This is a genomic window from Streptomyces sp. SL06, from assembly GCF_058244745.1.
Genome location: NZ_JBSYOT010000002.1, coordinates 4,584,784 through 4,610,997 on the forward strand (window position 1 = coordinate 4,584,784; position 26,214 = coordinate 4,610,997).

23 protein-coding genes and 1 tRNA gene are annotated in these 26,214 nt (G+C 71.8%); 12 read left to right on the top strand and 12 right to left on the bottom strand.

Annotated elements, in window-relative coordinates:
• Window positions 1-12: 12 nt before the first annotated feature.
• On the bottom strand, window positions 13-237 hold the full coding sequence (locus AC4IHM_RS20960; protein ID WP_490868541.1) for a hypothetical protein: 225 nt from the start codon (window positions 235-237) through the stop codon (window positions 13-15).
• A gap of 27 nt (window positions 238-264) precedes the next feature.
• Here AC4IHM_RS20960 and AC4IHM_RS20965 point away from each other — a divergent pair, with 27 nt between their 5' ends.
• On the top strand, window positions 265-852 hold the full coding sequence (locus AC4IHM_RS20965; RefSeq protein WP_490868542.1) for a hypothetical protein: 588 nt from the start codon (window positions 265-267) through the stop codon (window positions 850-852).
• A 48-nt stretch (window positions 853-900) separates the two neighbouring features.
• On the opposite strand, the gene AC4IHM_RS20970 is transcribed toward AC4IHM_RS20965, so the two are convergent.
• From AC4IHM_RS20970 to AC4IHM_RS20985, 4 genes are all read right to left on the bottom strand, one after another.
• Window positions 901-4,047 carry a DEAD/DEAH box helicase gene (locus AC4IHM_RS20970; protein ID WP_490868543.1) on the bottom strand — a complete coding sequence of 1,049 codons (3,147 nt, stop codon included), beginning with the start codon at window positions 4,045-4,047 and terminating at the stop codon, window positions 901-903.
• A 166-nt stretch (window positions 4,048-4,213) separates the two neighbouring features.
• Complete coding sequence (locus AC4IHM_RS20975) at window positions 4,214-5,518, bottom strand: hypothetical protein (RefSeq protein WP_490868544.1); 1,305 nt, start codon at window positions 5,516-5,518, stop codon at window positions 4,214-4,216.
• A 245-nt stretch (window positions 5,519-5,763) separates the two neighbouring features.
• Complete coding sequence (locus AC4IHM_RS20980) at window positions 5,764-6,807, bottom strand: SEC-C domain-containing protein (RefSeq protein ID WP_490868545.1); 1,044 nt, start codon at window positions 6,805-6,807, stop codon at window positions 5,764-5,766.
• Window positions 6,808-6,894: 87 nt separating this feature from the next.
• Window positions 6,895-8,244 (bottom strand): MFS transporter, encoded by a 1,350-nt coding sequence (locus AC4IHM_RS20985; RefSeq protein ID WP_490868546.1) that lies wholly within the window; start codon window positions 8,242-8,244, stop codon window positions 6,895-6,897.
• Window positions 8,245-8,276: 32 nt separating this feature from the next.
• Between AC4IHM_RS20985 and AC4IHM_RS20990 the strand changes: the two genes are divergently transcribed.
• The 4 genes from AC4IHM_RS20990 to AC4IHM_RS21005 all read left to right on the top strand — a co-directional run bounded on the left by AC4IHM_RS20990 (window position 8,277) and on the right by AC4IHM_RS21005 (window position 11,050).
• The gene (locus tag AC4IHM_RS20990; RefSeq protein ID WP_490868547.1) at window positions 8,277-8,828 is read left to right on the top strand and encodes a winged helix-turn-helix transcriptional regulator; all 552 of its coding nucleotides are present in this window, start codon (window positions 8,277-8,279) and stop codon (window positions 8,826-8,828) included.
• A 56-nt stretch (window positions 8,829-8,884) separates the two neighbouring features.
• Window positions 8,885-9,205: a DUF6412 domain-containing protein gene (locus tag AC4IHM_RS20995; protein WP_490868548.1), complete on the top strand. Its 321-nt coding sequence runs from the start codon at window positions 8,885-8,887 to the stop codon at window positions 9,203-9,205.
• Between the two features lie 106 nt (window positions 9,206-9,311).
• Window positions 9,312-10,031: a YidC/Oxa1 family membrane protein insertase gene (locus AC4IHM_RS21000; protein WP_490868549.1), complete on the top strand. Its 720-nt coding sequence runs from the start codon at window positions 9,312-9,314 to the stop codon at window positions 10,029-10,031.
• Between the two features lie 161 nt (window positions 10,032-10,192).
• A complete protein-coding gene (locus AC4IHM_RS21005; protein WP_490868550.1) occupies window positions 10,193-11,050 on the top strand; it encodes a fumarylacetoacetate hydrolase family protein in 858 nt (285 codons plus the stop codon).
• 25 nt (window positions 11,051-11,075) lie between these two features.
• Here AC4IHM_RS21005 and AC4IHM_RS21010 read toward each other — a convergent pair whose 3' ends face one another.
• The 3 genes from AC4IHM_RS21010 to AC4IHM_RS21020 form a co-directional block, all read right to left on the bottom strand.
• Window positions 11,076-11,948 (bottom strand): LLM class F420-dependent oxidoreductase, encoded by an 873-nt coding sequence (locus tag AC4IHM_RS21010; protein ID WP_490868551.1) that lies wholly within the window; start codon window positions 11,946-11,948, stop codon window positions 11,076-11,078.
• Between the two features lie 94 nt (window positions 11,949-12,042).
• Window positions 12,043-12,483, bottom strand: coding sequence for a heme-degrading domain-containing protein (locus tag AC4IHM_RS21015; protein WP_490870889.1), 441 nt, complete (start codon window positions 12,481-12,483; stop codon window positions 12,043-12,045).
• Window positions 12,484-12,521: 38 nt separating this feature from the next.
• Window positions 12,522-13,625, bottom strand: a complete 1,104-nt coding sequence (locus AC4IHM_RS21020) for a Gfo/Idh/MocA family oxidoreductase (protein WP_490868552.1) — start codon at window positions 13,623-13,625, stop codon at window positions 12,522-12,524.
• Window positions 13,626-13,680: 55 nt separating this feature from the next.
• On the opposite strand from AC4IHM_RS21020, the gene AC4IHM_RS21025 reads away from it, so the two are divergent.
• Together AC4IHM_RS21025 and AC4IHM_RS21030 are read left to right on the top strand one after the other, a co-directional pair.
• Window positions 13,681-14,808 carry an ROK family transcriptional regulator gene (locus AC4IHM_RS21025; protein WP_490868553.1) on the top strand — a complete coding sequence of 376 codons (1,128 nt, stop codon included), beginning with the start codon at window positions 13,681-13,683 and terminating at the stop codon, window positions 14,806-14,808.
• Window positions 14,809-14,933: 125 nt separating this feature from the next.
• The gene (locus tag AC4IHM_RS21030; protein ID WP_490868554.1) at window positions 14,934-15,746 is read left to right on the top strand and encodes a hypothetical protein; all 813 of its coding nucleotides are present in this window, start codon (window positions 14,934-14,936) and stop codon (window positions 15,744-15,746) included.
• Window positions 15,747-15,759: 13 nt separating this feature from the next.
• Here the strand turns inward: AC4IHM_RS21030 and AC4IHM_RS21035 are convergent, their stop codons facing one another.
• Window positions 15,760-16,539, bottom strand: coding sequence for an HAD-IIA family hydrolase (locus AC4IHM_RS21035; RefSeq protein ID WP_490868555.1), 780 nt, complete (start codon window positions 16,537-16,539; stop codon window positions 15,760-15,762).
• Window positions 16,540-16,726: 187 nt separating this feature from the next.
• Between AC4IHM_RS21035 and AC4IHM_RS21040 the strand changes: the two genes are divergently transcribed.
• From AC4IHM_RS21040 to AC4IHM_RS21050, 3 genes are all read left to right on the top strand, one after another.
• Complete coding sequence (locus AC4IHM_RS21040) at window positions 16,727-17,299, top strand: hypothetical protein (protein WP_490870890.1); 573 nt, start codon at window positions 16,727-16,729, stop codon at window positions 17,297-17,299.
• Window positions 17,300-17,301: 2 nt separating this feature from the next.
• Window positions 17,302-18,000, top strand: coding sequence for a class F sortase (locus AC4IHM_RS21045; protein WP_490868556.1), 699 nt, complete (start codon window positions 17,302-17,304; stop codon window positions 17,998-18,000).
• 90 nt (window positions 18,001-18,090) lie between these two features.
• Entirely contained in the window at window positions 18,091-19,131 is a 1,041-nt protein-coding gene (locus tag AC4IHM_RS21050; RefSeq protein ID WP_490868557.1) for a glycoside hydrolase family 6 protein, read from the top strand.
• Between the two features lie 70 nt (window positions 19,132-19,201).
• On the opposite strand, the gene glxA is transcribed toward AC4IHM_RS21050, so the two are convergent.
• The 3 genes from glxA to AC4IHM_RS21065 all read right to left on the bottom strand — a co-directional run bounded on the left by glxA (window position 19,202) and on the right by AC4IHM_RS21065 (window position 23,455).
• Complete coding sequence (gene glxA, locus AC4IHM_RS21055; protein WP_490868558.1) at window positions 19,202-21,139, bottom strand: radical copper oxidase GlxA; 1,938 nt, start codon at window positions 21,137-21,139, stop codon at window positions 19,202-19,204.
• Window positions 21,136-23,100 (bottom strand): glycosyltransferase family 2 protein, encoded by a 1,965-nt coding sequence (locus tag AC4IHM_RS21060; RefSeq protein ID WP_490868559.1) that lies wholly within the window; start codon window positions 23,098-23,100, stop codon window positions 21,136-21,138. The genes glxA and AC4IHM_RS21060 overlap by 4 nt, the downstream gene beginning before the upstream one ends.
• Before the next feature lie 281 nt (window positions 23,101-23,381).
• Window positions 23,382-23,455, bottom strand: a tRNA-Lys gene (locus AC4IHM_RS21065).
• Between the two features lie 210 nt (window positions 23,456-23,665).
• On the opposite strand from AC4IHM_RS21065, the gene AC4IHM_RS21070 reads away from it, so the two are divergent.
• Window positions 23,666-24,979: a peptidoglycan-binding protein gene (locus AC4IHM_RS21070; protein ID WP_490868560.1), complete on the top strand. Its 1,314-nt coding sequence runs from the start codon at window positions 23,666-23,668 to the stop codon at window positions 24,977-24,979.
• Between the two features lie 60 nt (window positions 24,980-25,039).
• A complete protein-coding gene (locus AC4IHM_RS21075) occupies window positions 25,040-26,185 on the top strand; it encodes an SPFH domain-containing protein (RefSeq protein ID WP_490868561.1) in 1,146 nt (381 codons plus the stop codon).
• The last annotated feature ends 29 nt before the right edge of the window (window positions 26,186-26,214 follow it).

Here is a 26,214-nt window from a genome sequence, read left to right on the forward strand (position 1 = left end):
GGGGCAGGGCAATTACCTGAGAGGTCCGGTCCGTACGTCCTGGGAGAGTGCCGGTCCCGGGTGAGAGGCGGCCGTACGCAGAAGCGCCTCCGCGTCCGCGACGGCCCGCTGCTCGTGCATTACTAGTGCTGCCTGCACCACTTCCCGGTCATTGCGGTCGCGCGCATAGATGTGAACGAGGTTGTCGGTCAGTTCGTCCTGCCCCTGGGCCCGCAGCAGCGCTACCAGCAAGGCCACTTCCAGGGGTGTGCAAGCCTCCGCCGTATGCCGCAGCAGCGCGAGAGTGCTGTCCGGCCGGCCGCCGTGGAGCAGCTCTTCAGCGCGGCGGCCGACCACGCGGGCTGCCAAGGCTTCCTTTTGGCTCTGTTGCCGGTCCCCCTGTCGGCGGGGGACCGGCAACAGAGTTGCGGGTCGCGCCGCACCCCGGACCTTTTGCGGGCCGGCCTCACTTGCCAGTGTCGGCCGGGAGGCCTTCACCCGCCGGGATTCCTCCTTCAGGACGGCGGCGCGCTGGCGGAGTTCCCCGAGTTCCCGGGCCTGTTCTGCCGCCGACCGCTCAAGCTGTTCATTGGCGCTCTGCAACGCCCGGAGTTTCTGGCCAGCGGCACGTACCGCATCCCTGTGTCGCGAGCAGTTGGCGCATCGTTCCTGCTCGGCTCTCGCACGCAGCTCCAGAAACCTTTCTCTCGTGATGCCGATGTTCTGGCTGCCTCCCGCGTCCCCGCAAGCGGTGTTGAAGATGGCGGCGGCCCCCTTCTCCGGCGGGACACGCTGGCCCTGGAGGTATCGCGTCAGCGTGGTTTCGCTGACGTGCAGATACTCGGCGGATGGAGACCAACTCCTTTTGACTGAAAAGGAGTTGGCCTTTGGGGTGGGGGTGCTGGTAAGGGCTGCGCGCGGTCAGCTTGCCTGGATGGCCGAGTACGTCCACACGTCGGCCGGGAGTTCGTGAGCGAGGTGCCAGGTGATCGCCATCGGCTTGCTGCCGGTGTGTTCCACGTAGGTTGCCGGGCCGAGGAGCATCCAGGGCTGGGACTTGCCTATGTCCGTGTTCTTGTAGCGGCGCATGAACAGCAGGACGTGGCTGCCGCGACGTGCGTGCTGCTGGTAGCGCAGACCCGTGCGGGAGTCGGCTGATGTCGCGTTCTGGGACTCCCAGTGGAAGAGAGTCGGGCTCACCGCGTAGTCCTTGTAGCGGACAGTGGGTGAGAAGTCCCTCTCGTTCTTTTCGAGCGTGACGAGCAGGGCGTCTGTCTGAAGCTCCTCGACCCACTGCACACCCTGTGCGAAGGACCTCGGCATCTGTCCGCCGAAGCGCGCGACTCCGAGTGCGGCCAGAATCTCCGACCGGTTGTACGAGCTGTGCACCTTCAGCGGGACCTGGCTCAGGCCATCGTTCAGTGCGATCGGGAAGTGGTCGGCCCGCTCGATGACGTACGACAGCACCTGGCGGACCTCGTCCCTCAGCGCACGCTGCGGGTGCAGCGACGCAAGACCCTCCTGATAGCTGGTGAAACCGCCCGCGTTGTCCCACAGGTTGAAGAACAGCATGCGAGCGTAAGCCTGATCGGTCGGGCCGAGCGTCTCGTACGGTGGGGCCTCGTCCTCCAGGAGACGCAGGTAGGCCTGCGCGCGCTCGGGGTCGTCCACATGCAGGAAGGCATGAACCCTCTTGAGTAGTGCCGTCTCGCCCGCGGGGGCGGTTTCGGTGGTCAGACCGGCTCTGCGCAGGACAGTCGTCCAGGAGTTCTCACTCTTGTACAACTCCTTGATCTCGCGGCGGCTCTCCCGAAGATAGTCAGCGAGACGGGGAGTGCTGTACTCCCTGACCTCCTTCACCAGTGTCTTCACTGTGGCGCTCAGTTGGGTCCGGATGTTGTCGAGGACGAGGTCCTTCGCCTTGCCCTCCAAAATGATCTGGCAACCGGACGGCAACTGCGGGAAGCCGCGTTCGATGTGCTCTGCCAGCCGGTTCCTCGACAGATTGGTCAGGGCCCGGAACTGCTCCTCGAAGCGGAACTCGGCTCGATGCTGACCGATGAAGTCGAGCACCGTCAGGACTGGTTTCGTCTCGGTACGCCGCAGCCCTCGCCCAAGCTGCTGGAGGAAGACAGTGGCGCTGTTGGTGGGCCGCAGCAGGAGCAGGGTGTCAACGTCTGGAATGTCGAGGCCTTCATTGAACAGGTCCACCGAGAAGATCACCTGGAGCTTGCCGTCCCGCAGGTCGGACAGGGCCCGAGCACGCACGTGGGCGGGTGAGTCACTGTCGAGCGCCACGGCGTGAAGATTGGCCTTGCGGAAGAAGTCGGCCATGAAGTGAGCGTGCGCCTTGGTGACGCAGAAGCCGAGTGCGCGCATGGTGCCCGGATCGGAAACCTTGTCCCGGATCTGCTTCACGACGATACGAGCCCGCGCGGTGTTGCCCGTGAAGAGATTGCCGAGTTCCTGATCCGCGTACGAACCTTTCTGCCAGTTGAGATTCGTCAGGTCCGTGCCGTCCGGGATGCCGAAGTAGTGGAAGGGACACAGCAGGTCGTTCTCCAACGCTTCCCAGAGTCTCATCTCGGCGGCGATGCGGCCATCGAAGAACTCATCCTGAACATTGCGCCCGTCCATGCGCTCCGGAGTAGCGGTGAGCCCCAGCAACTCCTTGGGCGCGAAATGGTCGAGCACCCTCCGATAGGTGGAGGCCGTGGCGTGGTGGAACTCGTCGATGACGATGACGTCGAAGTGGTCCGGAGCCAACTGCTCCAGCCTTTGGACGTTGAGGGACTGGACGCTGGCGAAGACGTGGGCCCACTCGTGTGGATCCGCGCCGCCGTGCAGCAGCTCACCGAACGAAGCGTCGTCCAGCACCTCCCGGTAGGTGCGTAGGGACTGCTTGAGGATCTCCTTGCGATGCGCCACGAACAGCAACTTCGGCCGGCCGCCGGTCGACTCCTTACTCAAGCTGCGGTAGTCGAGTGCGGCCATCACGGTCTTCCCGGTACCGGTAGCGGCGACCAGGAGGTTGTGGTGCCGTCCACGAATGTCGCGCTCGACGCTCAACCGCTCCAGCATGTCCCGTTGATGCGGGAAGGGGTGCACCTGAAGGCCGGACAGATTGATCCGCACGTCGGTGGTCGACGCGGTCCCACTCGCCTGGGCCAGCGCTCCATCGAGGCGTGCGCCGTGGAGATCGGGGTCGTAGGTCTCGAAGGCCGTGTCGTTCCAGTAGGCGTCGAAGGTCGCCTCGAACTTGTCCAGAACCGCGGGGGTGGCCACGGACGACAGGCGTACGTTCCACTCCAGGCCGTCGAGTAGCGCCGCGCGAGAAAGGTTCGAGCTGCCGACGTATGCCGTGTCGAACCCGGTCCGGCGACGGAAGAGCCAAGCCTTGGCGTGCAACCTGGTCGAGCGGATCTCGTAGTTGACCTTCACGGTGGCGCCGAAGTCGCGCACGAGGCGATCGAGCGCGTGGCGGTCCGTGGCGCCCATGTAGGTGGTGGTGATGACTCGGATCGGTACGCCGCGCTCCTTCGCGGCGCGCAGGGAGTCCTCCAGCACGCGGATGCCGTACCACTTCACGAACGCGCAGAGCAGGTCGATACGGTCCGCGGTGGCCAACTCGGCTCTGAGCTCCGACCCCAGGCTGAGGTCCTCCGGCGAGTTGGTGAGCAACGAGGTCTCGGAGAGCGGGGTGAGCGGTCGGATCGCGTAGGCCCCAGGAGCCTCCTGCTCCGCCAGGGCGAGCAACTGCCGAGGCCCCTCGACGATCGTGCTGACGGGCTCGGTGTCGTCCTGCTCGCCGGGACCGGCGGCCAAGGACTCCAGGACCCGGTTCGCGAAGGGAACCCGCTGCTCGGCCGGGAGCTGATTCAGGCGACGGGCCACCATGTCGCCGATGTGTCGAGCCAGCACGTGAGGTGAGGACTCAGCGCTGACCGCGGCGTCGATGGCCTGCCACCCCGCGTCCTTGAGGTGCTCCAGTTCGCCTTGCACCTGATCTGTGATGAGTCGCTCGTAGACTCCCGCGACCGGTTGCGCCGATCCCTCCGTGTCGCCCATGACATTCCCCTCGACCACCCAGCGATGTGACTCAGTTCTAACAGGAGCCACTGACAATCGAGGAGGCGAACCTGTCGATGGCTGGCCCTTAGCTGTACCCGCAGATCAACGGCGCAGAGGCCGCCAAGAGCAGTCGTGCCCACCGTTTCCGTGCAACCGAACAGTGCTACCGCTGGTCTGTGTCGGACCCGCCCCGCAGCGAAGACACCACCAGCCGTCCGTACCGTGTGGTCAGGGCCGCCCCCGTCGCCGCCACCGACAGGGCCAGGGCGATCAGGAGATGGGTCGGTGAGGTGTCGCCCAGGACCTGGAGGATGCCGAGGGCTGTTCCCAGGGGGAGGCCGAGGATGGTGAGGACTCCCAGGGCACCGCTGATCTGCTGGCTCTCCTGGGTCTGGACCAGGCGGCTGTAGTCGGCGGCTTCGGCGAGGATCTCGTTGAAGCGGGCCGGCAGCCGGTGCTGGTTCTGGAAGGCGAGGAGCAGCTCGTTCGCGGGGCCGTGGGCCGTGAGGTGCTGCCGCCAGTAGCCGCTGCGGAAGAGTGCGATGTTCCGTTCCAGGGCGGTGACGCGGCGGGCGAGCCGCCGGGGGGAGGTGAAGACCTCGGAGAGTTCGTCGGTGAGTTCGTCGATGTGGTCGCGTTGGAGGGAACCGAGCAGCAGGGCGTCGAGGTAGACGGTACGGGAGTGCAGCGCGCCGAATCCGTAGAAGTCGCCTTCGCCGGTGTCCGGCCGGTGGCCGAGGAAGGCGGCGCCCTGTCGCAGTATCAGGGCGCTCCAGTCCGCGGAGACGCGTACGGCGTCCTTGAGGTGTTCGCCGGCCGTCTCCGGGGCCAGGGGGAAGTCCTGAGCGTTGGAGCGGGAGGCCAGTTGCCACAGCCAACGATCCGCTGTGGCGGGCAGCTCCGCTTCGGGGCCGTCGCGGAGCGCGGGGGTGTGGTGTGCCGTCGGGGTGAGGAAGGCGATCGTGTAGGGCCGGGCGATGGCGAAGGGCGCGCCGGGGTCGCGGACATCGGCGATGCCGTCCAGGAGCAGGGCCGGGTCGAACGGGCCCGTGAGTCCGGCGAGCGGTTCGTCGACGGTGGCCGAGCCCCGGCCGGCGACGGCCCGCAGCACCGGAAGCAGGGGTCTCTCCACACTGAAGTGCAGGACGGCCAGGGCGTGGTCGGGGTCGCGTGCGGTGGCCGCGCGGAGCAGTTCCACGCCGAGCAGTCGTAGCCCGTCGTGCTCGAGATCCGTCGGCAGATGCCAGCGGCGGGGCCGCCCGGGAGCGCCGTAGAGGGCGCGGGCGGAGGCGGGAGCGAAGTACGTGGACCGCGTCGCCGTGTCCGTGCGGCGGCTGCCGAGTTCGAACGGGAACGGGCCCTGCGACCAGCCGGGGTCCCGGCGCAGCCGTGCGGGCAGGACGACGGTCAGTTCCTGACGGGCTCCCGTGACGTCGTCGAGGGGCAGAACGGCCCCGGATGCCGTCACCGGTGGTACTCGGCAGGGCCGCAGTGGTCGAGCTCTTCGGTCGGCTTCCCAAGTACGGACTCGGGGTGGGCGGTTCGCATCACTTCGACGCCTTCGTCGATCTCGGGTCACTGAAAGCGGGGAGCCGCGACAAGGTATCGCGGCGCCGCGTCAGGTGCCGGACGACAGGATGAGCGGGGCGTGAACACTTCGCCGGTAAGTGTTCACACTTTCGCACAGGTGCCCCCACCCGCCGGCGCGGAACCTCAGCGGTCCGCCGCCGCGCTCCCCCGGACGCCGTGGCACTCCCCGTACGGTCGCTCGGAGCCGCACCAGCACGACGCTCCCCGCTGTGGCGGCCACGGCACCGCGCGGCCGCGGGCCGCCAGGGTCGTCGCGTACTGCGGCAGCAGGGCCGGGTCGGCCGGTGACGCGTGTTCCGAGGCCGCGAAGGCCTCGTACGAGGGGACAGTGCCCTGTACGACGCCCAGGTTCGGCGTGCCCGAGGACGCCAGCTCGCGCAGGGCCGCCTCTATGGCCGCCACGTGCTCCTCGTACGAGGGGTACTCGGCGGCCAGCGGCGGGTACGCGTCGAGCAGTTCGGTCAGTTCGTCGGCCGGCCAGTGGAGCATGGCCACCGGGAAGGGGCGGGAGAGGGCCTCGCGGTAGGCGCCCAGTTCCGCGCGCAGGCGGGAGATCTCCGCCTCCAGGTCCGCCGGGTCGTCCGAGCCCAGGGACCAGACCCGCTTCGGGTCGTGCAACTCGTCCAGCGTCACCGGCATCGAGTGCAGGGTGTCGGCGAGGGCGTCCCACTCGTCGTGGGCCAGGCCCAGCATCCTGCGGACGCGGTGACGGCCGTAGAGGAGGGGGTGCGTCGAGTACGGGGGCTCCGGCGCGTCCGCCAGGAGCAGGCGGGCGCCCTCCGTGAACGTCTCGTGCGCCGCCTCCAGCTCGTCGTGGGACTCCAGGGCCTCGGCCACGATCACCCAGGGGGCCGGGTCGCGCGGCGCCGCCGCACGGACGCCGTCGATGATCGCCCTGGCCTCCGCCTCGTGGTCGTACTCCCACAGGTTCGACGCCTTCAGGGCGCGGACCAGGGACGGGCTCTCCAGCCCGGGGGAGCCGACGGGGGCGGACAGCAGGCGGTCGTACAGCTTGGTCGCCGCGGGGCGGTCGCCGGACAGCTCCAGATGGGCCGCGGCGCGTAGGAGCAGGGCCTCGGCGTCCTCGGGATACAGACCGGCGGTCCGCTCCAGACGGGCCGCTTCGGCGGTGTGGTCGACGTTTTCGGCAGGCGTGTCGGGGCGCATGGGGGACACCGTACTGCCGCGAGGTGACAAGGGTGAGGTGCCGGGGGACCGGAGACGGGCCTCGGCGGTGCCGGGGCCCGTCGGGGCTCAGTCACGCTCCCGCAGCGCCCCCACCAGCACACCCGCCAGCACCGACAGTCCCGCCGACACCCACAGCGCCACGTCCGCGCCCCGGCCCGGACTCCCCGCCAACGTCGCGATCGCGATCGTCAGGGCGACGCCGGCGCACGAGCCGATGTAGCGGAACGTCTGCTGCGCGCCCGAGCCCATCGCCGCCCGTGCCGCCGGTACCGACTCCACCGAGAGCAGCGGCAGCGCTGCGTTCAGCAGGCCGCTGCCCACGCCGGCCACGACCAGGCCGGGCAGGAGACGGTGCCAGGAGCCCGCGCCGACCGCGCCGAGCATCGTCAGGACCCCGGCCGCGTGCAGGGCGAAACCGAGGGCGAGTTGATGGCGCGCGGAGACGCGGTGGGCGAGGCGGCGGGCCTGGAGGGCCACCGTGAAGGAGAGGCCGGACCACAGGAGGAAGAGCCAGACCGTGTCCATCGGGGACAGGCCGAGCGCCTGTTGCAGCAGCGCCGGCAGGAAACTGAGCAGGCCGATCACCGCCAGCCCCGTGAACAGTCCGCCGGCGGACGAGGCCAGGAAGCGCGGGCGGCGCAGCAGGGAGAGGTCGATCATCGGGGTGCCCGCGCGGCGCTCCAGTACGGCGAACACCCCGCCCAGCAGGGCGGACGCCGCCAGCAACAGGCCCACCGGCGCCCGCAGCCGGCCGTCCCGGCCCAGCGTCAGCGCCGCCACCAGCGCGACCAGCGCCAGCCCGAACGTCACCGCGCCGGCGAGGTCCGGCCGGCCGCCCCGCGGTGCGCGCGACTCCGACAGGCTCCGCGCCCCCAGTCCCGCCGTGACCGGGGCGGCGGCGCCGAGGACGCCGTACGCCGTCCGCCAGTCGGGGAACGCCCCGACCAGCAGCGGGCCCACCGCGATGCCGCCGCTCACGAAGGCACCCCACACGCCGGTCGCGCGCAGCCGTCCGGCGGGCGTCGGGAAGGTGTGGACGAGCAGGCCGAGGCTGCTGGTGAGCAGCGCCGCGCTCGCCGCCCCCTGCGCGATGCGGGCCAGGGTGAAGAGCCAGGTCGTGGCGGCGAACGCGCCCAGGACGGTGGTGATGCCGAGGGCCAGCGTGCCGGAGACGAAGATCCGGCGGCGCCCGTAGTCGTCCGCCAGGCTGCCGGCGACCAGGAGCAGGGCGGCCAGGCCCAGCGGGGTGCCGTTCAGCAGCCAGGCCTGGGCGGACAGCGGGGTGTGCAGGTCGGCGGCCGTCTCGGGGAGCGTGACCATGGGCGCGGTGTACGTCATCAGGGCCACGGTGGTCGCGGCGCTGGTCAGCGCGGCTCCGACGGCGGGTGCGATGGGATCCGTGCCGATGTCGCTCATGGGTATCCGCCTCATCCTGGGACGTGTGCGTCATGGCACTGGGCAAGGACTACGCGACGCAGGAGTGCTCGATCGCCCGCGCACAGGAGGTCGTCTGCGAGCGGTGGACGCTGCTCGTGATCCGCGACGCGCTCTACGGCGTCCGGCGCTACAACGACTTTCTCGTCCACCTCGGCATCCCGCACGCCGTCCTGGCCAACCGCCTCCAGGCGCTCACCGCCGAGGGCATCCTGGACAAGCGCCGCTACCAGGAGTCGCCGCCCCGGGACGAGTACGTCATCACCGACCGCGGCATCGCCCTGTGGCCGGCGCTGCGGGCGCTCGGCGTGTGGGGGCGCGAGCACCTCGGCGGCGAGCAGCTGCGCACCTTCCGGCACGCCGACTGCGACACCGAACTCGGCCCGTACAACGAATGCCCCGCCTGTGGAAGGGTCGTGGCCGTCCGCGACATCGACATGCTGCCCGGCCCCGGGCTCGACCCGGACCCGGCGGACCCGGTCGGCCGCGCGCTGCTCGGCCGGCGCCGGCTGCTCCAGCCGATCGACACGGAGCAGACCGAGCGGCCGGCGGCGGGTCCTGTATAACTGAGGCAAACACGCGTACGAGAGGCGCCTGCGAGCCTACGAGAGAGGAGCGGCCGATGACTCGGGACACCCGGGACCGGACCGTCCCGCGCCCCCTGCTCGTCCTGCTGCTCGTGCTCCTGCCCGTCGCACTCGTCGACGTGGGCAGCCTCTCCGTCACCGTCGCGCTCGCCGCGACCGCCGCGGTCGGTTCCGCGCTCGCCGTCTGCGCCGTCATCGCCGCACGGTGCGCGCCCGTCGTACCGCCCACCCGGGTGCGTACGGCCATCAGGGACCGGGACCTGCGGACGGCCTTCCTGCCCCAACGCGATCCGGACGCCCGCGGCCGACGCCGGCCCCGAGCGCCCGGACACGCCCTCCCGGCGACCACCGCGTAGGGCACACCCCACCCGTTCCACCCGAGGCCCCCTGCGCGGGTCGTGTCGTCATGCCGCTGATCCCGTCATCCCGGCACGACGAGACCCCCGGAGGGCTCACCCACCCATGTCCGTTTTCGCCAGCCTGGTCGAGCGCCTCGCCGACCTGCTCCAGCCGCTGTTCGGCGCGTCCGCCGCGGCCGCCGCCATCGTCCTGTTCACCGCCCTCGTACGGCTCCTCGTCCATCCCCTGTCCCGGGCCGCCGCCCGCGGACAGAAGGCGCGCACCGAACTCCAGCCGAAAATCGCCGAACTGCGCCGCAAGCACGCGAAGAACCCCGAGAAGCTCCAGCGGGCCGTACTCGAACTGCACACCGAGGAGAAGGTGTCCCCGCTCTCCGGCTGTCTGCCCAGCCTCTTCCAGCTCCCCGCCTTCTTCGTCCTCTACCACCTGTTCTCCAGCTCCTCCATCGGCGGCGAGGCCAACGCGCTGCTCTCGCACAGCCTTCTCGCCGCGCCGCTCGGCGGGCGCTGGGCCGACGCGCTCGCGGGCGGCGGGCCGGCCGGCGGGGCCGGGCTCGTGTACGCCGTCCTGTTCGCGCTCGTCGCCGGGGTGGCCCTCTTCAACTACCGGCTCACCCGGCGCAGGGCGGCCGAGCACCCGCTGCCGGCGGCCGGCGCCGGTGACGGGTCGCAGTCGCCGGGACTCGCGGCGATCGGCAGGATCATGCCGTTCATGTCCTTCTTCACGCTGGTCACCGTGGCCGTGGTGCCGCTGGCCGCCGCGCTGTACGTCATCACCAGCACGACCTGGAGCGCCGTCGAGCGGGCCGTCCTGTACCGGTGAGGAAACGGGCGGACGGCGCGGCCGCGGTCCAGTGCGTGAACGGGGTCTTGCGGAGTGGACTGCGAGCTTGGACGATCGACCAGTCCTCCGATGGCTGCGCACTGCCGCATCCAGGTCGCACCTCATCGGGCGGACTGCCCGAGACCGAGGAGTTGGGGATCATGAAGCTGTTGCGAGTCGGTACGGCGGGGTCGGAGCGCCCCGCGCTGCTCGACGCCGGCGGGACCCTGCGCGACCTGTCGGGTGTGGTGGCGGACATCGACGGAGCGCTGCTCGCCGACGAGGCCGCGCTCGGCCGGATACGGTCCGCCGCCGACGCCGGTGAGCTGCCTGCCCTGGACGGCGCGGGGCTGCGCGTCGGACCGCCCGTGGGGCGGATCGGCAAGATCGTGTGCATCGGGCTCAACTACCACGACCACGCCCGCGAGACCGGCGCCGAGCCGCCCGCCGAGCCCGTCGTCTTCTTCAAGGCGCCGGACACGGTGGTCGGGCCGCACGACACCGTGCTCGTGCCGCGCGGCTCCGCCAAGACCGACTGGGAGGTGGAGCTGGCGGTCGTGATCGGTCGTACCGCCCGCTACCTGGAGTCGGCGCGGGACGGGCTCGCCCATGTCGCCGGGTACGCGGTCGCGCACGACGTGTCCGAGCGGGAGTTCCAGATCGAGCGCGGCGGGACCTGGGACAAGGGCAAGAACTGCGAGACGTTCAACCCGCTGGGACCGTGGCTGGTGACCGCCGACGAGGTCCCCGACCCGCAGCGGCTCTCGCTGCGGCTGTGGGTGAACGGGGAGCTGAGGCAGGACGGGACGACGGCGCAGCAGATCTTCCCCGTGGGGGAGGTCGTGCGGTACGTCAGCCACTTCATGACGCTGTACCCCGGTGACGTCATCAACACGGGGACGCCGGCCGGGGTGGCGATGGGGCACCCGGAGCCCAGGCCGTATCTGCGCGCCGGGGACGTCGTCGAGCTGGAGGTCGAAGGGCTGGGGCGGCAGCGGCAGGAGCTGAAGGACGCCTGACGGCGCGCGCCGCCCCTCTCACGTCTCACGCCAGGAGCGCGGCCAGCCTGCGCCAGCCCTCCGTGGGGAGCGATGTCATGTCGTCCGCCACCAACTGGAGGGCCACGTGATCGGCGCCCGCGTCGTGGAAGGCGCCGACGCGGGCGCGGATCGTGTCCTCGTCGCCCCACGCGAAGACGGCGTCGACCAGCCGGTCGCTGCCGCCGCCGCTGACATCGGCGTCGGTGAAGCCGAGGGCGAGGAAGTTCTTCGTGTAGTTCGGCAGCTCCAGATACCGGGCGAGGTAGGCGCGGGCCGTCGCGCGGGCGCGGGCCGGATCGGGATCGAGGACGACCTTGAACTCCGGTGCCAGCAGCGGGCCGGAGCCGAGGATCTCGCGGGCCCGCGCGGTGTGCTCGGGCGTCACCAGGTACGGGATCGCGCCCGCCGCCCGGTCCCGGGCCAGCTCCAGCATCCTCGGGCCGAGCGCGGCCAGTACCCGGTGCTCGGGCCGCAGCCCGGCCCGGTCCAGTGCGTCGAGGTGGCCGACCATCGCCGAGTACGGGCGGCCGTACCCCGCCACCCGCGGGCCGTGGCTCACGCCGAGGCCGAGCACGAAGCGGCCGGGGTGGGCCACCTCCAGCTCGGCGAAGGCAGCCGCGGTGGCGGGGGCCTCGTGCTCCCAGATGCTCTGGATGCTGGTGCCGACGACGATGCGCGAGGTCGCCCCGATCAGCGGGGCGGCGTTCTCGGCGCTGCTGTTGCCGCCCAGCCACAGGGCGCCGAACCCGAGCCGTTCCAGCTCGGCGGCGGCCTCGGCGCGTTCGCCCGCGCGGTCCGGGTCCTCGGAGCGCAACTGCGTGCTCCAGACGCCGTACCGTCCGACCGATTCCTTCAGAGCAGCCGTCGCGTCGTTCATCGGTTCTGATCCCTCCGGTGGGCACCGTGATCACTTGCGTACCTGCCTGCCAACCACAGGTACCCACCGGGCGATTCCCGAGCGGCCGGCCGGGCTATTCGCCGAGGAACCGCTCCAGCGCCTCCACCACGAGCCGGTGGTCCTCCACCTGCGGAAGCCCGGACACCGTCACCGCGCCGACGACCCCGGCGCCGGCCACGGCGAGCGGGAAGGAGCCGCCGTGCGCCGCATACCTGTCGGGGTCGAGCCGCGAGGACTCCTCGAACGTCGTGCCCTTGGCCCGGAAACGGGCGCCCACCAGGTACGAAGCGGAGCCGTAGCGCTCCACCACCCGGCGCTTGCGGGCGATCCAGGCGTCGTTGTCGGGAGTGGAACCGGGCAGGGCCGCGTGGAAGAGCTGCTGGCCGGAGCGGTGGATGTCGACGGCCACCGGCGCCCGGCGCTCCCGGGCCAGCTCGACCAGGAGGGAGCCCAGCGCCCACGCGTCGTCGTGGGTGAACCGGCGGAAGACCAGACGGCGTTCCTGCGCCTCCATCTCCGCCACGCTCGGGGCGGGTGTCCGCCCGTCGGGGCTCACAGGATCACCACCGTCGCGTCGCGGGCCGACCGGCGGGCCGCCTCCAGCACGTCCAGGGCGGCGGCGGCCTCCCGGGCGCCGACCGGGTTCGGGCCGCCCGCCAGGAGGGCCTTCGCCACCATCGCGTAGTAGGCGGGGTAGTCGCCCGCGACGGTCGCCTCCACGCGTCCGCCGCCGGTCACCGGGGACTCACCGGAGCCGACGCGGCCCCACAGCGACTCGTCCTCCTCGCCCCAGCCGGGTCCTGGCCGCTTGCCCTCGCGCAGCGCCGCCTCCTGCGGGTCGAGGCCGTACTTGACATAGCCGGCCCGCGAGCCCAGCACCCGGAAACGGGGGCCGAGCTGGGCGGCGGTGGAGGAGACGTGGAGGTGGGAGCGGACGCCGTTCGCGTGCGTGATCGCGATGAACGTGTCGTCGTCGGCCTCCGCGCCCGCGCGCCGGACGAGGGACTCGGCGTACACCTGGGTGGCCGGGCCGAACAGGACGAGGGCCTGGTCGACGACGTGGCTGCCGAGGTCGTACAGGAGACCTCCGATCTCTGCCGGGTCGCCGGACTCGCGCCAGCCGCCCTTCGGCCGCGGCCGCCAGCGCTCGAAGCGGGACTCGAAGCGCCATACGTCGCCGAGCGCGCCCTCGGCGAGCAGCTTGGCCAGGGTGAGGAAGTCGTTGTCCCAGCGGCGGTTCTGGAAGACGGAGAGCAGCAGGCCGCGCTCCTCGGCCAGCGCCGCCAGCTCGCGCGCCTCGGCCGCCGTGCCCGCGACCGGCTTGTCCACCACGACCGGCAGACCGGCCTCCAGGGCCGTCGTCGCGAGCGGCACATGCGTCCTGTTCGGGGAGGCGACGACGACCAGGTCCAGCTCGGCGGCCCGGTCGAACAGCTCGTCGGGACCGGCGACGGTCCGTACGTCCGGGAACGCGTCGCGGGCCTGCCGCTGCCGGCCGGGGTCCGAGGTGACGACCGTGTCCAGGGTCAGGCCCTCGGTGGCGGCGATCAGCGGGGCGTGGAAGACGGAACCCGCGAGTCCGTAGCCGACGAGGCCGACGCGCAGCGGGCCGCTCCGGGCGCCGCCGGTGGGATTGCCGGGAGGAGTACCAGTCATGGCCCCACTTTGGCAACGGTGTTGCCAAAGTGCAAGCGCCGGAGACAATGGGGAGGTGAACAGGACGGACGGCGCCAACCTGCCCGCGCTGCGCAGCCACAACACGGCCCTGGTGCTCGACCTGCTGCGCACCGCGGGTGCCGAGGGCATCAGCCGGCTCGAACTCGCCGAGCGGACCGGGCTCACCCCGCAGGCGGTCAGCAAGATCACCGCCCGGCTCCGGGAGGAGGGCCTCGCCGCCGAGGCCGGCCGCCGCGCGTCCACGGGCGGCAAGCCGCGCACGGTACTGCGCCTGGTGCCGGGGGCGGGCCACGCGCTCGGTGTGCACCTGGACCGGGACGAGCTGCGGGCGGTGCTGGTCGACCTCGACGGCGCGGTGGTGGGGGAGTGGCGCTCCCCGCTGGACCTGGGCGCGGGCGCGGCGGCCGTGGTGGAGGCGGTGGCGCGGGCGGCCGGGAAACTGGCCGCGGACCTTTCGCACCCGCCGGACGCCCCGCTCGCCGCCGCCCCCACCCTCCTCGGTCTCGGAGTCGCCCTGCCTGGCCCGCTCGACCACGCGAGGGGTGTGCTGCACCGGGTCACCGGCTTCCCGGAGTGGGACGGCTTCCCGTTGCGGGACGCGCTGGAGCGGCGGCTCGGCGTGCCGGTCGTCGTCGACAAGGACACCAACGCGGCGGCGCTCGGCCTCGTGCTCGGCGGCACGGGCGGCTCCTTCGCCTATCTGCACCTCGGTACGGGGCTCGGTGCCGGGCTGGTGCTCGGCGGCGGCGTGCACCGGGGGGCCAGGACCGGGGCCGGGGAGTTCGGCCACCAGGTCGTCCAACTGGACGGGCCGCCCTGCACCTGCGGCGCCCGCGGCTGCGTGGAGGCGCTGTGCCTCGGCGCCGTCGCGCGCGGCGACCTCGCGGAGGCGGCGCGGGTGCTGGGCGCGGGCGCCGCCAACCTCGCCGGGCTGCTGGACATCGACCTGGTCCTGCTCGGCGGCCGGACCGTCGCCGCCGCACCCGAGGCCTTCGTCCACGGCGTCGCCGCCGTCCTGGAGGCCCGCGCGGGGCGGGAGGGCGGCCACGACGGCGCCGTACCGGTCCGCGTCGCGCCCGGCGGCACGCGCGGGGTCGCGGAGGGCGCGGCCCAACTGCTGCTCGCGCCGCTGTTCGGGCGCGGGGACGGGGGCCGGTCCTGAGCCGGACGGTGCGAGCGGGCCCGCGAGGCGGGTGGGCCGGTCGAGGGCACCGGCACCGCCGTTCGGGGGAGGTGTCCCGAACGGCGGTGCCGTCGGTCCCGACCATCCGACACGCTCATGTGTTTATGCGACTGTTCACGCCCGTGTCCCCCCGTCCGGCGGCGACAGCCGCCCTCCTCGCCGCCTCCGCGACCGCCGTCCTCGTGCCCGGTGTCCCCGCGTACGCGGACCCCCGGGCCCCGGCCCCGCTGCCGGCCTGCACGGCCCCGGACGACCACACCTTCCCGCTCACCACCCGCATCCACGGCGGCCCCGCCGGCTACGAGGCGGGCGGCGGCTTCGGCACCTGGTACCTGGAGCTGACCAACACCACCTCCCGCACCTGCGAGGGCGTCCACCCGGTGGTCGTCCTCGTCGACGAGAAACGGGCCCTGGAGGCCTCGCAGCCCCGCCTGGAGTTCTACGACGGCGACAGCCCCACCCCCGTGGTCTTCGAGGCGACCGACCGGGACGAGCTGATCGGCGCCTTCGGCGAGGGCGCGGAGGCGGGCGGTGACGGCTTCGCCGGCTTCACCGTCGGCCCCGGCAAAACCCTCACCGTCAAGCTGCGGCTCGCGCTCACCTCGGACGCCGCCCCGAACGAGGTCACCGCCAACGCGGCCGTCGTCCAGCGGCGCGGCGAGGACGGCGAGTGGATCGGCCAGTCGAACGACTACCGCTTCCGCGTCGGGACCGGCGAGTCCGCCGCCGGACGGAGCACCGACGACCCCGCCACCCCCTCCGTCGCCGCGACCCCGGACGGCCGGGGCTCCGGCATCCCCTTCGCCGACGAACTCGCCGGCACCGGGCTCGGCCGGATGGACACGGCTCTGGCCGCCACCGCCCTGCTCGTCGCCGCCGGCGGCGCGGCCGTACTGCTGGTCCGCAGACGCCGCTGACGCCCGCCCCGCCTCAGACCAGGTCCACCAGGTCCGCGATGGAGTCCACGACCTTGGTCGGCCGGTACGGGTAGCGGTCGAGGTCCTCGCGCGTCGTCAGCCCCGTCAGGACGAGGAAGGTCTCCATCCCGGCCTCCAGACCGGCCAGGACATCGGTGTCCATCCGGTCGCCGATCATCGCGCTGGTCTCGGAGTGCGCGCCGATCACGTTCAGGCCCGTCCGCATCATCAGCGGGTTCGGCTTGCCGACGAAGTACGGCTCCTTGCCCGTGGCCTTCGTGATCAGCGCGGCCACCGAACCCGTCGCGGGCAGCGCGCCCTGCGGCGAGGGTCCGGTGTTGTCCGGGTTGGTGGCGATGAACCGGGCGCCGTCGTTGATCAGGCGGATGGCCTTCGTCAGCGCCTCGAAGGAGTACGTCCTGGTCTCTCCCAGGATCACGAAGTCGGGGTCGGTGTCGGTCATCACATAGCCCGCGTCGTGCAGCGCCGTCGTCAGACCGGCCTCACCGATGACATAGGCGGTGCCGCCGGGGTGCTGGAGGTCCAGGAAGGACGCCGTGGCCAGGGCGGAGGTCCAGATGTTCTCGACGGGCACCTCAAGGCCGATCCGGTTCAGACGGGCGTGCAGGTCCCGGGCCGTGTAGATCGAGTTGTTGGTGAGGACCAGGAACGGCCGCCCCGAGTCGCGCAGCTTCTTGATGAAGGCGTCCGCACCGGGAACCGGGACCCCCTCGCGCATCAGCACCCCGTCCATGTCGGTGAGCCACGATGCGATGGGCTTGCGCTCTGTCATGGGGGTGGACTCCTGCCGTGCGTGGGCTGTGGAAGGCCCATGCTATGCAGTCATACGTTCGCAGGGATCGCCCGGTGGCAGCTGAAACCCGCAGGCCCGCCCCATGACCCGTTCGGAGCAGCCGGACCCCCCGCGGGATGCGGGGGCGGGTCCCGCGGGGGAGCCTCCAGATAACTGGAGGTACATGATGCGCTCACTGAAGGTCACTGTCTGTGCCGGAGCCGCGCTGGCCGCGGCGTGCGCACCGGCCGCGGCGCTCACACCGGCCGCGTACGCGGTGGACGGCGCGGGCGTCTCGGTGTCGCCGTCCTCTCCGGCGCCCGGCGGCGACGTTGACCTGCGGGTGAGGGACTGCGCCGAGAAGAGTGCCGTCGCCGTGTCCGCGGCGTTCGAGTCGGACGTCCGGCTCACCCTGGCCGCCGGGGACGGCGTCCTCGTCGGTGCCGGCCGGGTCGGCACCAGTGTGCGGGCGGGCGCCTACGCCGTGCAGGTCACGTGCGGGGACCACGCCCGCAGGGGCACCGTCACCATCGGCGACGAGCGGCGCCGGTCCGGGCGTCCGACCGCGCCCGCCTCTCCCGTCGCCCCCGTCGACGCGGGCGGCGGCGGCACCGCGCGGCTGGCCGCCGGCACCGGGCAGGAGGCCCGCTCCGAGCCGCCCGGCACGGCGCACACGGTGACCGGCCTGGTCCTCGCCGGCATCGCCGCCGTCGCCGTCGCGCTGCGGTCCGTCCGCAGCCGGAGCCGCGGGACGGACTGACCATGTCCGAACAGGACCCGCGAGGCGGCGCCGCACAGGACGGGCAGCGCACCGCCGTTCCCGGCGGCCGCCTGGTGACCGGCATCGCCTGGACGGTGCTGCTCCTCGGGCTGTGGCTGTGGGGCCGCGAGGCCACCGACGTACGCGAGGGCATGTCCCGCCCCGCCACCGGCGACATGGCGGCGGCCGGCCGGCCCCCCGACCTACCGCTGCCCCCCGCCCACGCGCCCCTCGGCGACGCCCTGCCGCAGCGGCTGGACGTCCCCGGACTCGACATCGAGGCCCCGGTGCTGGCCCGCGGCCTCGACGCCAAGGGCGCGATCGAACCACCGCCCTTCGAGCGGCCCGACTCCGTCGGCTGGTACGCGGCCGGCGTGACCCCGGGAGCGGTCGGCACCGCGCTGATCGTCGGACACGTCGACACCGAGACCCGGCCCGCCGTCTTCTACCGGCTCAGCACCCTGAAGCCCGGCGAGAGGGTCCGGGTGGCCCGCGACGACGCCGGGATCGCCGAGTTCACCGTCGACGACGTCCAGGTCCTCACCCGCGACGGCTTCGACGCCAGGCAGGCCTACGGACCGCGCGGCACGGACCGTGCCGAGCTGCGCCTGATCACCTGCGGCGGCACCTTCGACCGCGCCACCGGCGGCTACACGGCCAACGTGGTCGTCTCCGCGTACCTGACCGGAACCGCCTCCTAGCACAGCGCACGGGAGCCCGTCCGGGAACCCCGTGAGTGCCTACGGCGTATGTCAGGATTGAGCCTCGGAACAGGTACACAGGGGGGTTGGATGCACGGCAGCAGGGGGGCCGGAACCTTGTCCACGAGGCAGGCGGCCGCGGCGGTGCTGGGGGCGGCACTGCTGCTCGCGGGCTGCTCCTCGTCGGGGGACGGGGACGGGGACGACAAGGACAAGAACGCGGGGGCCGGGATAACCCAGCAGCCCAAGGAGGACGACCCGTTCTGGGTCAACCCCGACGGCAACGCCGCGCGGCACGTGGCGTCCCTGTCCCGGTCGGGGAAGAAGGACCAGGCCGAACAGATCCGCAAGATCGCCCAGCAGCCGACCGGCGAGTGGATCAGCCCGGAGAACCCCGAGGAGCAGGCCCGCGGTTTCACCGAGGCCGCCGACCGGGCCGGCCGCACCGCGCTGCTCGTCCTCTACAACATCCCGCACCGCGACTGCGGCCAGTACTCGGGCGGCGGCGCCGCCGACGGCAACGCCTACCGCTCCTTCGTCGACGGGGTGGCCAAGGGCATCGGCGACCGTGCCGCCACGGTCGTCCTGGAACCGGACGCGGTGCTCCACCTGGTGGACGGCTGCACCCCGGAGAAGTTCCACGAGGAGCGCTACGACCTCCTCAAGTACGCCATCGGCAAGCTCACCGCCCTGAAGAGCACCAAGGTCTACCTGGACGCGGGCAACGCGGGCTGGGGCCACCCGGACCAGATCTTCGAGCCGCTGAAGTGGGCGGGCGTCGACCGGGCCGACGGCTTCGCGGTCAACGTGTCGAACTTCTACACCACCGAGGACTCCGTCACCTACGGCAAGCAGCTCTCCGCCAAGGTGGGCGGCAAGCACTTCGTCGTCGACACCAGCCGCAACGGCAACGGCCCCTACACCGGCGGCGCCCCCGACGAACGCTGGTGCAACCCGCCCGGCCGCGCCCTCGGCGAAACCCCGACCACCGACACGGCCGACCCCCTCGTCGACGCCTACCTGTGGGTCAAGCGCCCGGGAGAGTCGGACGGCGAGTGCAAGGGCGGCCCCAAGGCGGGCGAGTGGTGGCCGGCCTACGCCCTGAGACTGGCGCGGGAATCGGACACCTAGGGGCGCGGGAACGGCGCGATCGGCCGCGGCGTTCCCGCACCCCCGGTCACCACCTCACAGGGCCATACAGCTAGGGCACCTTGACCCACTCCGCCTTGGACGGCGTCCCGTCCCCGTCCGTCGCGAACATCATGTACCAGCCCGGCTGCACCAGGTTCTTGCCCTCCGGCACCGTCACCGTCAGCCTGTCCCCGTCGGCCTTGAAGTCCAGCGCGATCGACCGCTGGTCCACGTCGGTGACATGCGTCGTGGCGCTCGGCCGGATCAGCCGCACCTTCTTGATCGTCGAGGCCGCCCGCGAGGTGAACGTGCCCGACTCACCGCGCGCGATGGTCTGCGGCCCGCCCGAGAGGTCGGGGCGCGAGTCCCGGTACAGATACGGCGGCGTGTAGATCTCGATGCGCTGCTCGAACTTGCCCGGCTTGGTGTTGGCCTTGTCGGCGTAGAGCGAGTCCGAGCCGAAGAACATCAGGCGCCCGTCGGGCAGCAGGATCGAACCGGAGTGGTAGTTGCGGCCCACCAGCGGGTCGGCGACCCGCTCGAACTCGTTGGTGTCAGGGTGGTACAGCCGGGCCTGGAGGATGTTGGAGTCGCCGCGGCCCCGGTAGTCCTCGGAGCCCCCGGAGACCAGCACGCTGTCGTCGGGCAGGATCGAGGCCTGCGGATAGCGCGTGCCCTTCTCCAGCGACGGCCCGTCCACGAACTTCGGGTCGTCGGCCTTCAGATCGACGATCCGGGTCTTCTCGCTGGACAGCCTGGACTCGCCGACCCCGCCGCCGCCGATCACCATGTACTTCTCGTCCTGCGCGGGCGGCAGCAGCACCGTGCCCGCGGTCTCCAGCATGTTGGCGTCGCTCATGCCGGGGATCTTGGTGAACTTGTTGGTGTCCACGTCCCAGATGCCCGGGTCGCGGCCCACGTCGTCCGGGCCGTAGCCGGCGTTCGCGCCCGAGTAGAAGACCTTGCCGTTCTGCATCAGGAACAGCGCCGGGTACGTCGGGAACTGGCGGACCTTGTCGGTGTAGGTCCACTTCTTGGTCTCCGGGTCGAAGACCTCGTTCTTGCCCGGGACCAGCTGGCCGATGTCGTCGAGGCCGGAGACGCTGAGGATCTTGCCGTCGCCCAGCGTGGTGAGCGTCGGGTACCAGCGGGCCTCGTGCATCGGGTCGACCTTGATGTACTTCTCGGCGACCGGGTCGAACTCGAAGGCGTCCCGGATCCCCTGGAAGTCCTTCTTGTCGAGGGCGAGCTTCTCCGCGATGCCGTAGGTGTTGCGCGCGTCCACGCCCGACAGGCCCTGGATCCGGTAGTTGTCCTGGGTGCCCGTCTCGTACTTGGCGCCGCTCTTCTGCGCCTCGACGTAGATCCGGCCGAGGCCCGGGTCGTTGCGCAGGAACTCGCCGGTCTGCGGGTCGAAGACCTTCTCGGCGCGGGGCACCAGCACCGGGTCCTTGGAGACGAAGGTCTTGCCGTTCTCCTTGCCGGTGAACCTGGTGCCCGCCGGCAGGGTGATCGGCTTGTCCGGGTTCTCGTTGTGGACGATCATCAGGCCGCCGGCCTTGGTGACGTCCCCCTTGAGCTTCTCGTAGCGCTTGGTGCCGCCCGCGATCAGCAGATTGCCGTTGGCGAGCTGCGTATGGCCCGTGCAGAACAGGTCGGAGGGGGTCGGCACCTTCTTGATGGTCCCCTTGACCGGGTCCCAGATCCGGGTGTCGAACCGCTTGGCGTCGAAGTTGTCCTGGTTGTTGCCCGAGCCCGCGACGAGCAGCACCTTGCCGGTGCGCAGCAGCGCCGCGTGGATGGTGTTCTGCCGGTACTCCTCGGGAAACTCGACGGTCTCCCACTTGCCGTTGGCGGCCTTGTACTCCGGCTGATTGATCTTGTACTGGTGGTATTTCTCGGTTCCGAAGCGGTAGAGCCACGGCCCGTTCATCCCGGCCAGCACGAGTACCACCGCCGTGCCTATCGCGAAGCGACGGGCCCGGCGGCGGCCGGCACGGTCCTTCATTCCTTACGTCCCCCAAGTCCACCAAGGGCGATCTGCATGGTCTGGTCGTTGTCCCCGTCGGCCGGGGCCGCCCAACTGGGCTTCGGCTGCGCCGCGTGCCGCCCGTGCGCGGGCTGCTGCTGCGGCGGGACCTGCGGCGCGGGTTCCGCCGCCGGGGCCGGCGGCCGCTTCTTCGCCTTGCGCAGCTCGTGGCGCCACGCGAACATCGGCGAGGCGGTGATCAGCAGCGCGAATGAGGCCCAGATGATCATGGCGGGGTGGGAGTGCCCCAGGGCGAAGCCCGCGGTGATCGAACCGGCAAAGATCAGGATGAAGTACCAGTGGTACCGGAAGGTCCCGAACAGCGTGTCCGGGCTGGCCGAGTCGCCCTTGGGCGTCACCACGAACTTGCTCTTGCGGCGCAGCACGGAGTCGATGAGCGCCTTCGCGTACAGCGGCGCCGACAGCGCGGACATGACCATGCCGGCCACGCCGCCGGAGCCCTCGGGCTCGTGCGGCGAGACGTTGTGGCGGCGGTTCCAGACGTACAGGCCGATCTGCAGCGCGGAGGCGTTGCCGTAGAGCATCAGCCAGACCGCGGGGTCGATGTTCACACCCGAGGCGCCGAGGCCCAGGAACAGGGCGCAGCTCAGTGCGGCCAGGATCCAGTTGAGGGCCGACATCGGGTAGAAGATGATCATCATGGTGTAGTTGAAGAGCTTGCCCGGCGGCAGCGAGTACCAGCCCTTCCAGTACTGCTTGAGGATCGTCTCGTACGTCCCTCGCGACCAGCGCATCTGCTGGGTGAAGAAGTCCGTCCAGGCATTCGGGCCCTCGCCGACCGCGAGCACGTCCGGGGTGTAGACCGAGCGCCACTTGCGGCCCGTGGCCGGGTTCTTGTGGCGGTGGATCTCGAAGCCGGTCGCCATGTCCTCGGTGATCGAGTCGTACAGGCCGCCGATCTGCTTCAGCGCGCTGATCCGCACGGCGTTCGAGGTGCCCACGAACATCGGCGAGCCGTAGCGGTTGCCCGCGCGCTGGATCAGCGCGTGGAAGAGGAACTGCTGCGACTCGGCGGCCTTGGTGATCGGGTTGTCGTAGTTGCCGTACACCTGCGGGCCGATGACGAAGCCGACGTCCGGGTCGCGGAAGAAGCCGAGCATCCGCTCCAGGTAGTTGGGCAGCGGCACGTGGTCGGTGTCGACCGAGGCGAAGAAGTCGTAGTCGTCGCCGTGCGCGTCCAGCCAGGCGTTGTAGTTGCCGTGCTTGGTTTTGGCGCGGTGCGGGCCCTTCTTCTGGTTCCACTTGGCGACGCCCTTGCGGGAGAAGTGGTGCACGCCCAGGCGCGCGCAGACCTCCTTCACCTCGGGGTCGTCGCCCTCGTCGAGGAGCCAGACGTGCATCAGACCGCGGTGGCGGATCTTCACGGCCGCCTCCAGGGTCTTCGTCACCATCTCCAGCGGCTCCTTGCCGGGCACGAAGGAGGTGAGGAAGGCGACCCGGGTGCCGGTCTCGGGCACCACCGGGACCGGGTCGCGGGCGACCAGGGTGGCGTGCGCGTTCGAGAGCACGTTCAGGCAGCGGAACAGCTCGATCAGGCCGATCGCGACGAGCATCACGATGTCGAGCGTGGGCAGCCAGTCGAAGGCCGGGTAGTCGCGCTCGGTCCAGTGCTCCGGCTGGAGCAGCCACACCAGCAGCACCACCGAGAGCAGCGGGGCCGCGGCCAGCATCAGGGCGACCCGGAAGCGGTGGGGCTCCTGGGATATCAGCGAGCGGTACTGCACCCGGTAGGGCGCCTGCGGGTCGGGCTGAGTGAGGGGGCCCGCGAGCCGGCTGTAGTGCTCGTAGTCGTACTTCGGCAGGGTCTTCTTTATCCGGCGGAACGAGCCGGTGCTCCAGTTCCGGTGCCCCGGCACCCTGAGCTGGGTGGTCTGGGACGGGTCGTGGTCCTGCCCGGCGCCCGTCGGCGTCGCCGTCATGAATCATCCCCCCACACGCGGTCAGGCGTGTTTCGTCGCATTTTTCGCCTGCACCGGTCCCCCTCGACCGTCACGGACGTCACAGTGGTGGGTAGCTTTCACCACACCATCCACACCCTATCTAGACAGGGAATGGTGGCCCCCGGTTGCATGATGCCCCCCTTGGCATCCGGCCCCCCAACCGGACCAGGGTTCTACGGCGTTCGCCATGATCGCAAGATGCCCTGCCCTCGGATACACCGAAGGCCCCTCGTGTGCTACGAGGGGCCTTCGATCGTCGGTGCGCCGCCAGGGACTCGAACCCCGGACCCGCTGATTAAGAGTCAGCTGCTCTAACCAACTGAGCTAGCGGCGCCTGCTGACCTGCACAACTCTACCCGATGCCGACCGGTGCTCCGGACCACGGGCCATGGGGCGGACGGGGGCTCGCGGACGGGCGCGTCCGCCCCGGCGTACATCATTCGGACCGTCAACATGCGGGCGAGGAAGACAGTTGCGAAGCTGATCAACATGTACCGAAGCGCATCATCGCGGACATTTCCGCCGGGAGTGTGAGGGGAATCGCATGGAGGCTCCCGTATTCGAGGAGATCGATCCCGCGAGCGACTGCGACTGTCCCGGCTGCCGCCACTGGCGCCGCGTCCTGCCGCACTCCCCGGCCGCCCGCGCGCCCGCCCACCCGGCGGCCCACCGCGCCCTGGTCGCGGCGACCGCCGCCGCTTCCGTCACGGCCGTCTCCGCCCTCGGCGTGGGCCAGGCCGCGGCGGTTCCGGCCGCCGTCCACGCGCCCCGCCTGCCGGGCGTCGCCGCAAACGACGGGCCCGGGACCGAGCCCGGGACCCCCCAGGGCCCCCGGGCGCCGCTGCACGGCGCGGCGGGCGGTCCGGCGCTGCCCGGGTCCGACGCGGAACTGGCCACCGTCACCCGTGCCGAGATCGTCGACCGGGCCAGGAGCTGGGTCAGTGCGAAGGTCCCGTACGGCATGAACGCCTACTCGCCCGACGGCTACCGGCAGGACTGCTCGGGCTTCGTGTCGATGGCCTGGAAGCTGCCCGCGAACGAATGGACCGGGAGCCTCGCCGGCTTCGCCGACCGGATCACCAAGGAGGAACTCCAGCCCGGCGACATGCTGCTGTTCCACAACGCCTCCGACCCCCACGGCGGCTCCCACGTGGTGATCTTCGGCGGCTGGACGGACCGGACGCACACCGCGTACACGGCCTACGAGCAGACCCCGCCGCACGCCCGCGCGCTCACCACGCCCTACGCCTACTGGAGCGACTCCGCCAAGTACCTGCCCTACCGCTACAAGGGGGTCGCGGCGGCCGGGGCGGGCGGGGCGCCGGCCGGGGCCGCCTCCTATCCGGGGGCGTCCGCCTTCGGTCCGGGCGCGGACAACGCGCACGTCACCGAGCTGGGCCGGCTGCTCGTGGCCCGGGGCGCGGGACGCTTCTACGCCACCGGGCCGGGTCCCCGCTGGTCCGAGGCGGACCGCAGGGCGACCGAGGCGTTCCAGCTGGCCCAGGGGTGGCGGGGCGCGGACGCCGACGGGCTGCCCGGCCCCGGCACCTGGCGGCTGCTGGCCGAGGGCGGCGGCAAGGACGTCCCCGCCCCGGCCGCGGACCCCGCCTCGCACGGGGTGGCCGGGTATCCCGGCCGGGCGCTGTTCCGGCCGGGTGCGGACAACCCGTACGTCACCCGGCTCGGCCGGCAGTTGGTGAAGAAGGGATTCGGCACGCACTACACGACCGGACCGGGGCCGCGCTGGGGCGAGGCGGACCGGCGGGCAGTCGAGGCCTTCCAGCGCGCCCAGGGGTGGCGCGGCGGTGCGGCGGACGGCTACCCGGGCCCGGAGACCTGGCGGCGGCTCTTCTCCTGAGCGTCCGCCCCGCGGTGATCACCCGTTCATGACGCGTCTGGCGCGGAGGCTGGAGCACGCATGAGTACGACATCTTCAACGAACCCGGAGACCACGTCGGCGGCCGCCGACGAGAGCGCGGCGGCGCCGGAGAGCGGCCACCGGGCCGCCCGGCTCATCCACAACGAGGCCACCACCGAGATCCCCGTCCACCTGCTGTTCCGCGACGATCCCGACCCGGCCCCGGTGCCGTTGCGGTCCGCGGTGGTCGGCCGCAGGCAGGGCACGGGGGAGCAGCCCCGGGCGCGGCGCCCCGTCACGGCGCGACCGCGCCCGGCGCCGCGGGTGGACCCGGAGCTGACGGAGCGTGCGGCCCGGGTGCTGCCCGGCGCGGCGGGCGTGCTCGCCGGGGCGTGCGGGGCGGCCGGCTGTGCGCTCACCTCCTGGTGGGCCGGGCTCGTACCGCCGCTCGCGGCCGAGGCGCTGGGGGTGCCGGTGCACGCGGGCGCCGGGCTCGGGCCCGCACAGTGGGCGGCGTACGCGTCCGCCGGGGCGCTGGGTCTCTTCGGGTTCGGCGGGCTGGCCCGGGGCCGCACCGGACGGGCCTGGGTGCTCGGGCTGTTCGGCCGCTACCGGGGGACGGTGCGGCGCACCGGCCTGATGTGGGTGAACCCGCTGCTGCTTCGCCGCCGGGTCGACGTGCGGCTGCGGCACTGGCGCAGCGAGCCGATGCCCGCGGCCGACGGCAACGGGGTCGCGCTCAGGGCGGTGACGCTGGTGGTGTGGCGGGTGCGCGACACCGCGCGGGCCACGCTGGGTGTCGAGGACCACGAGACCTATCTGCGCGAGTGCGTCGAGGCGGCGCTGGCCCGGGTCCCGGTGGAGCCGCTCGGCACGGTCCGCAGCTCGGCGGACGTGGCGGGCGAGACGCTGACCCGGCTGGTGGCGGCGGACGCGGCGCCGGTGGGCATCGAGGTGTTCTCGGTGCGGCCGGTGCGGGTGGAGTACGCCCCCGAGGTCGCCGCCGCGATGCACCGGCGCCGGATCGCCGCGCTGGACGCGGCGCAGCGGGCGAGCGTGCTCACCTCGGTCGTGGACTCGGTGGAGGACACGGTGACCCGGCTGACCGTGCGCGGGCTGGTCGAACTCGACAACTACGAGCGCAAGGTACTGGTGAAGGACCTCACGGTGGCGTTCTGCGCGGGGCGCGGGGACACGGGGCCCTGACACGTTCCTCGATTGGTATGGACATGTTC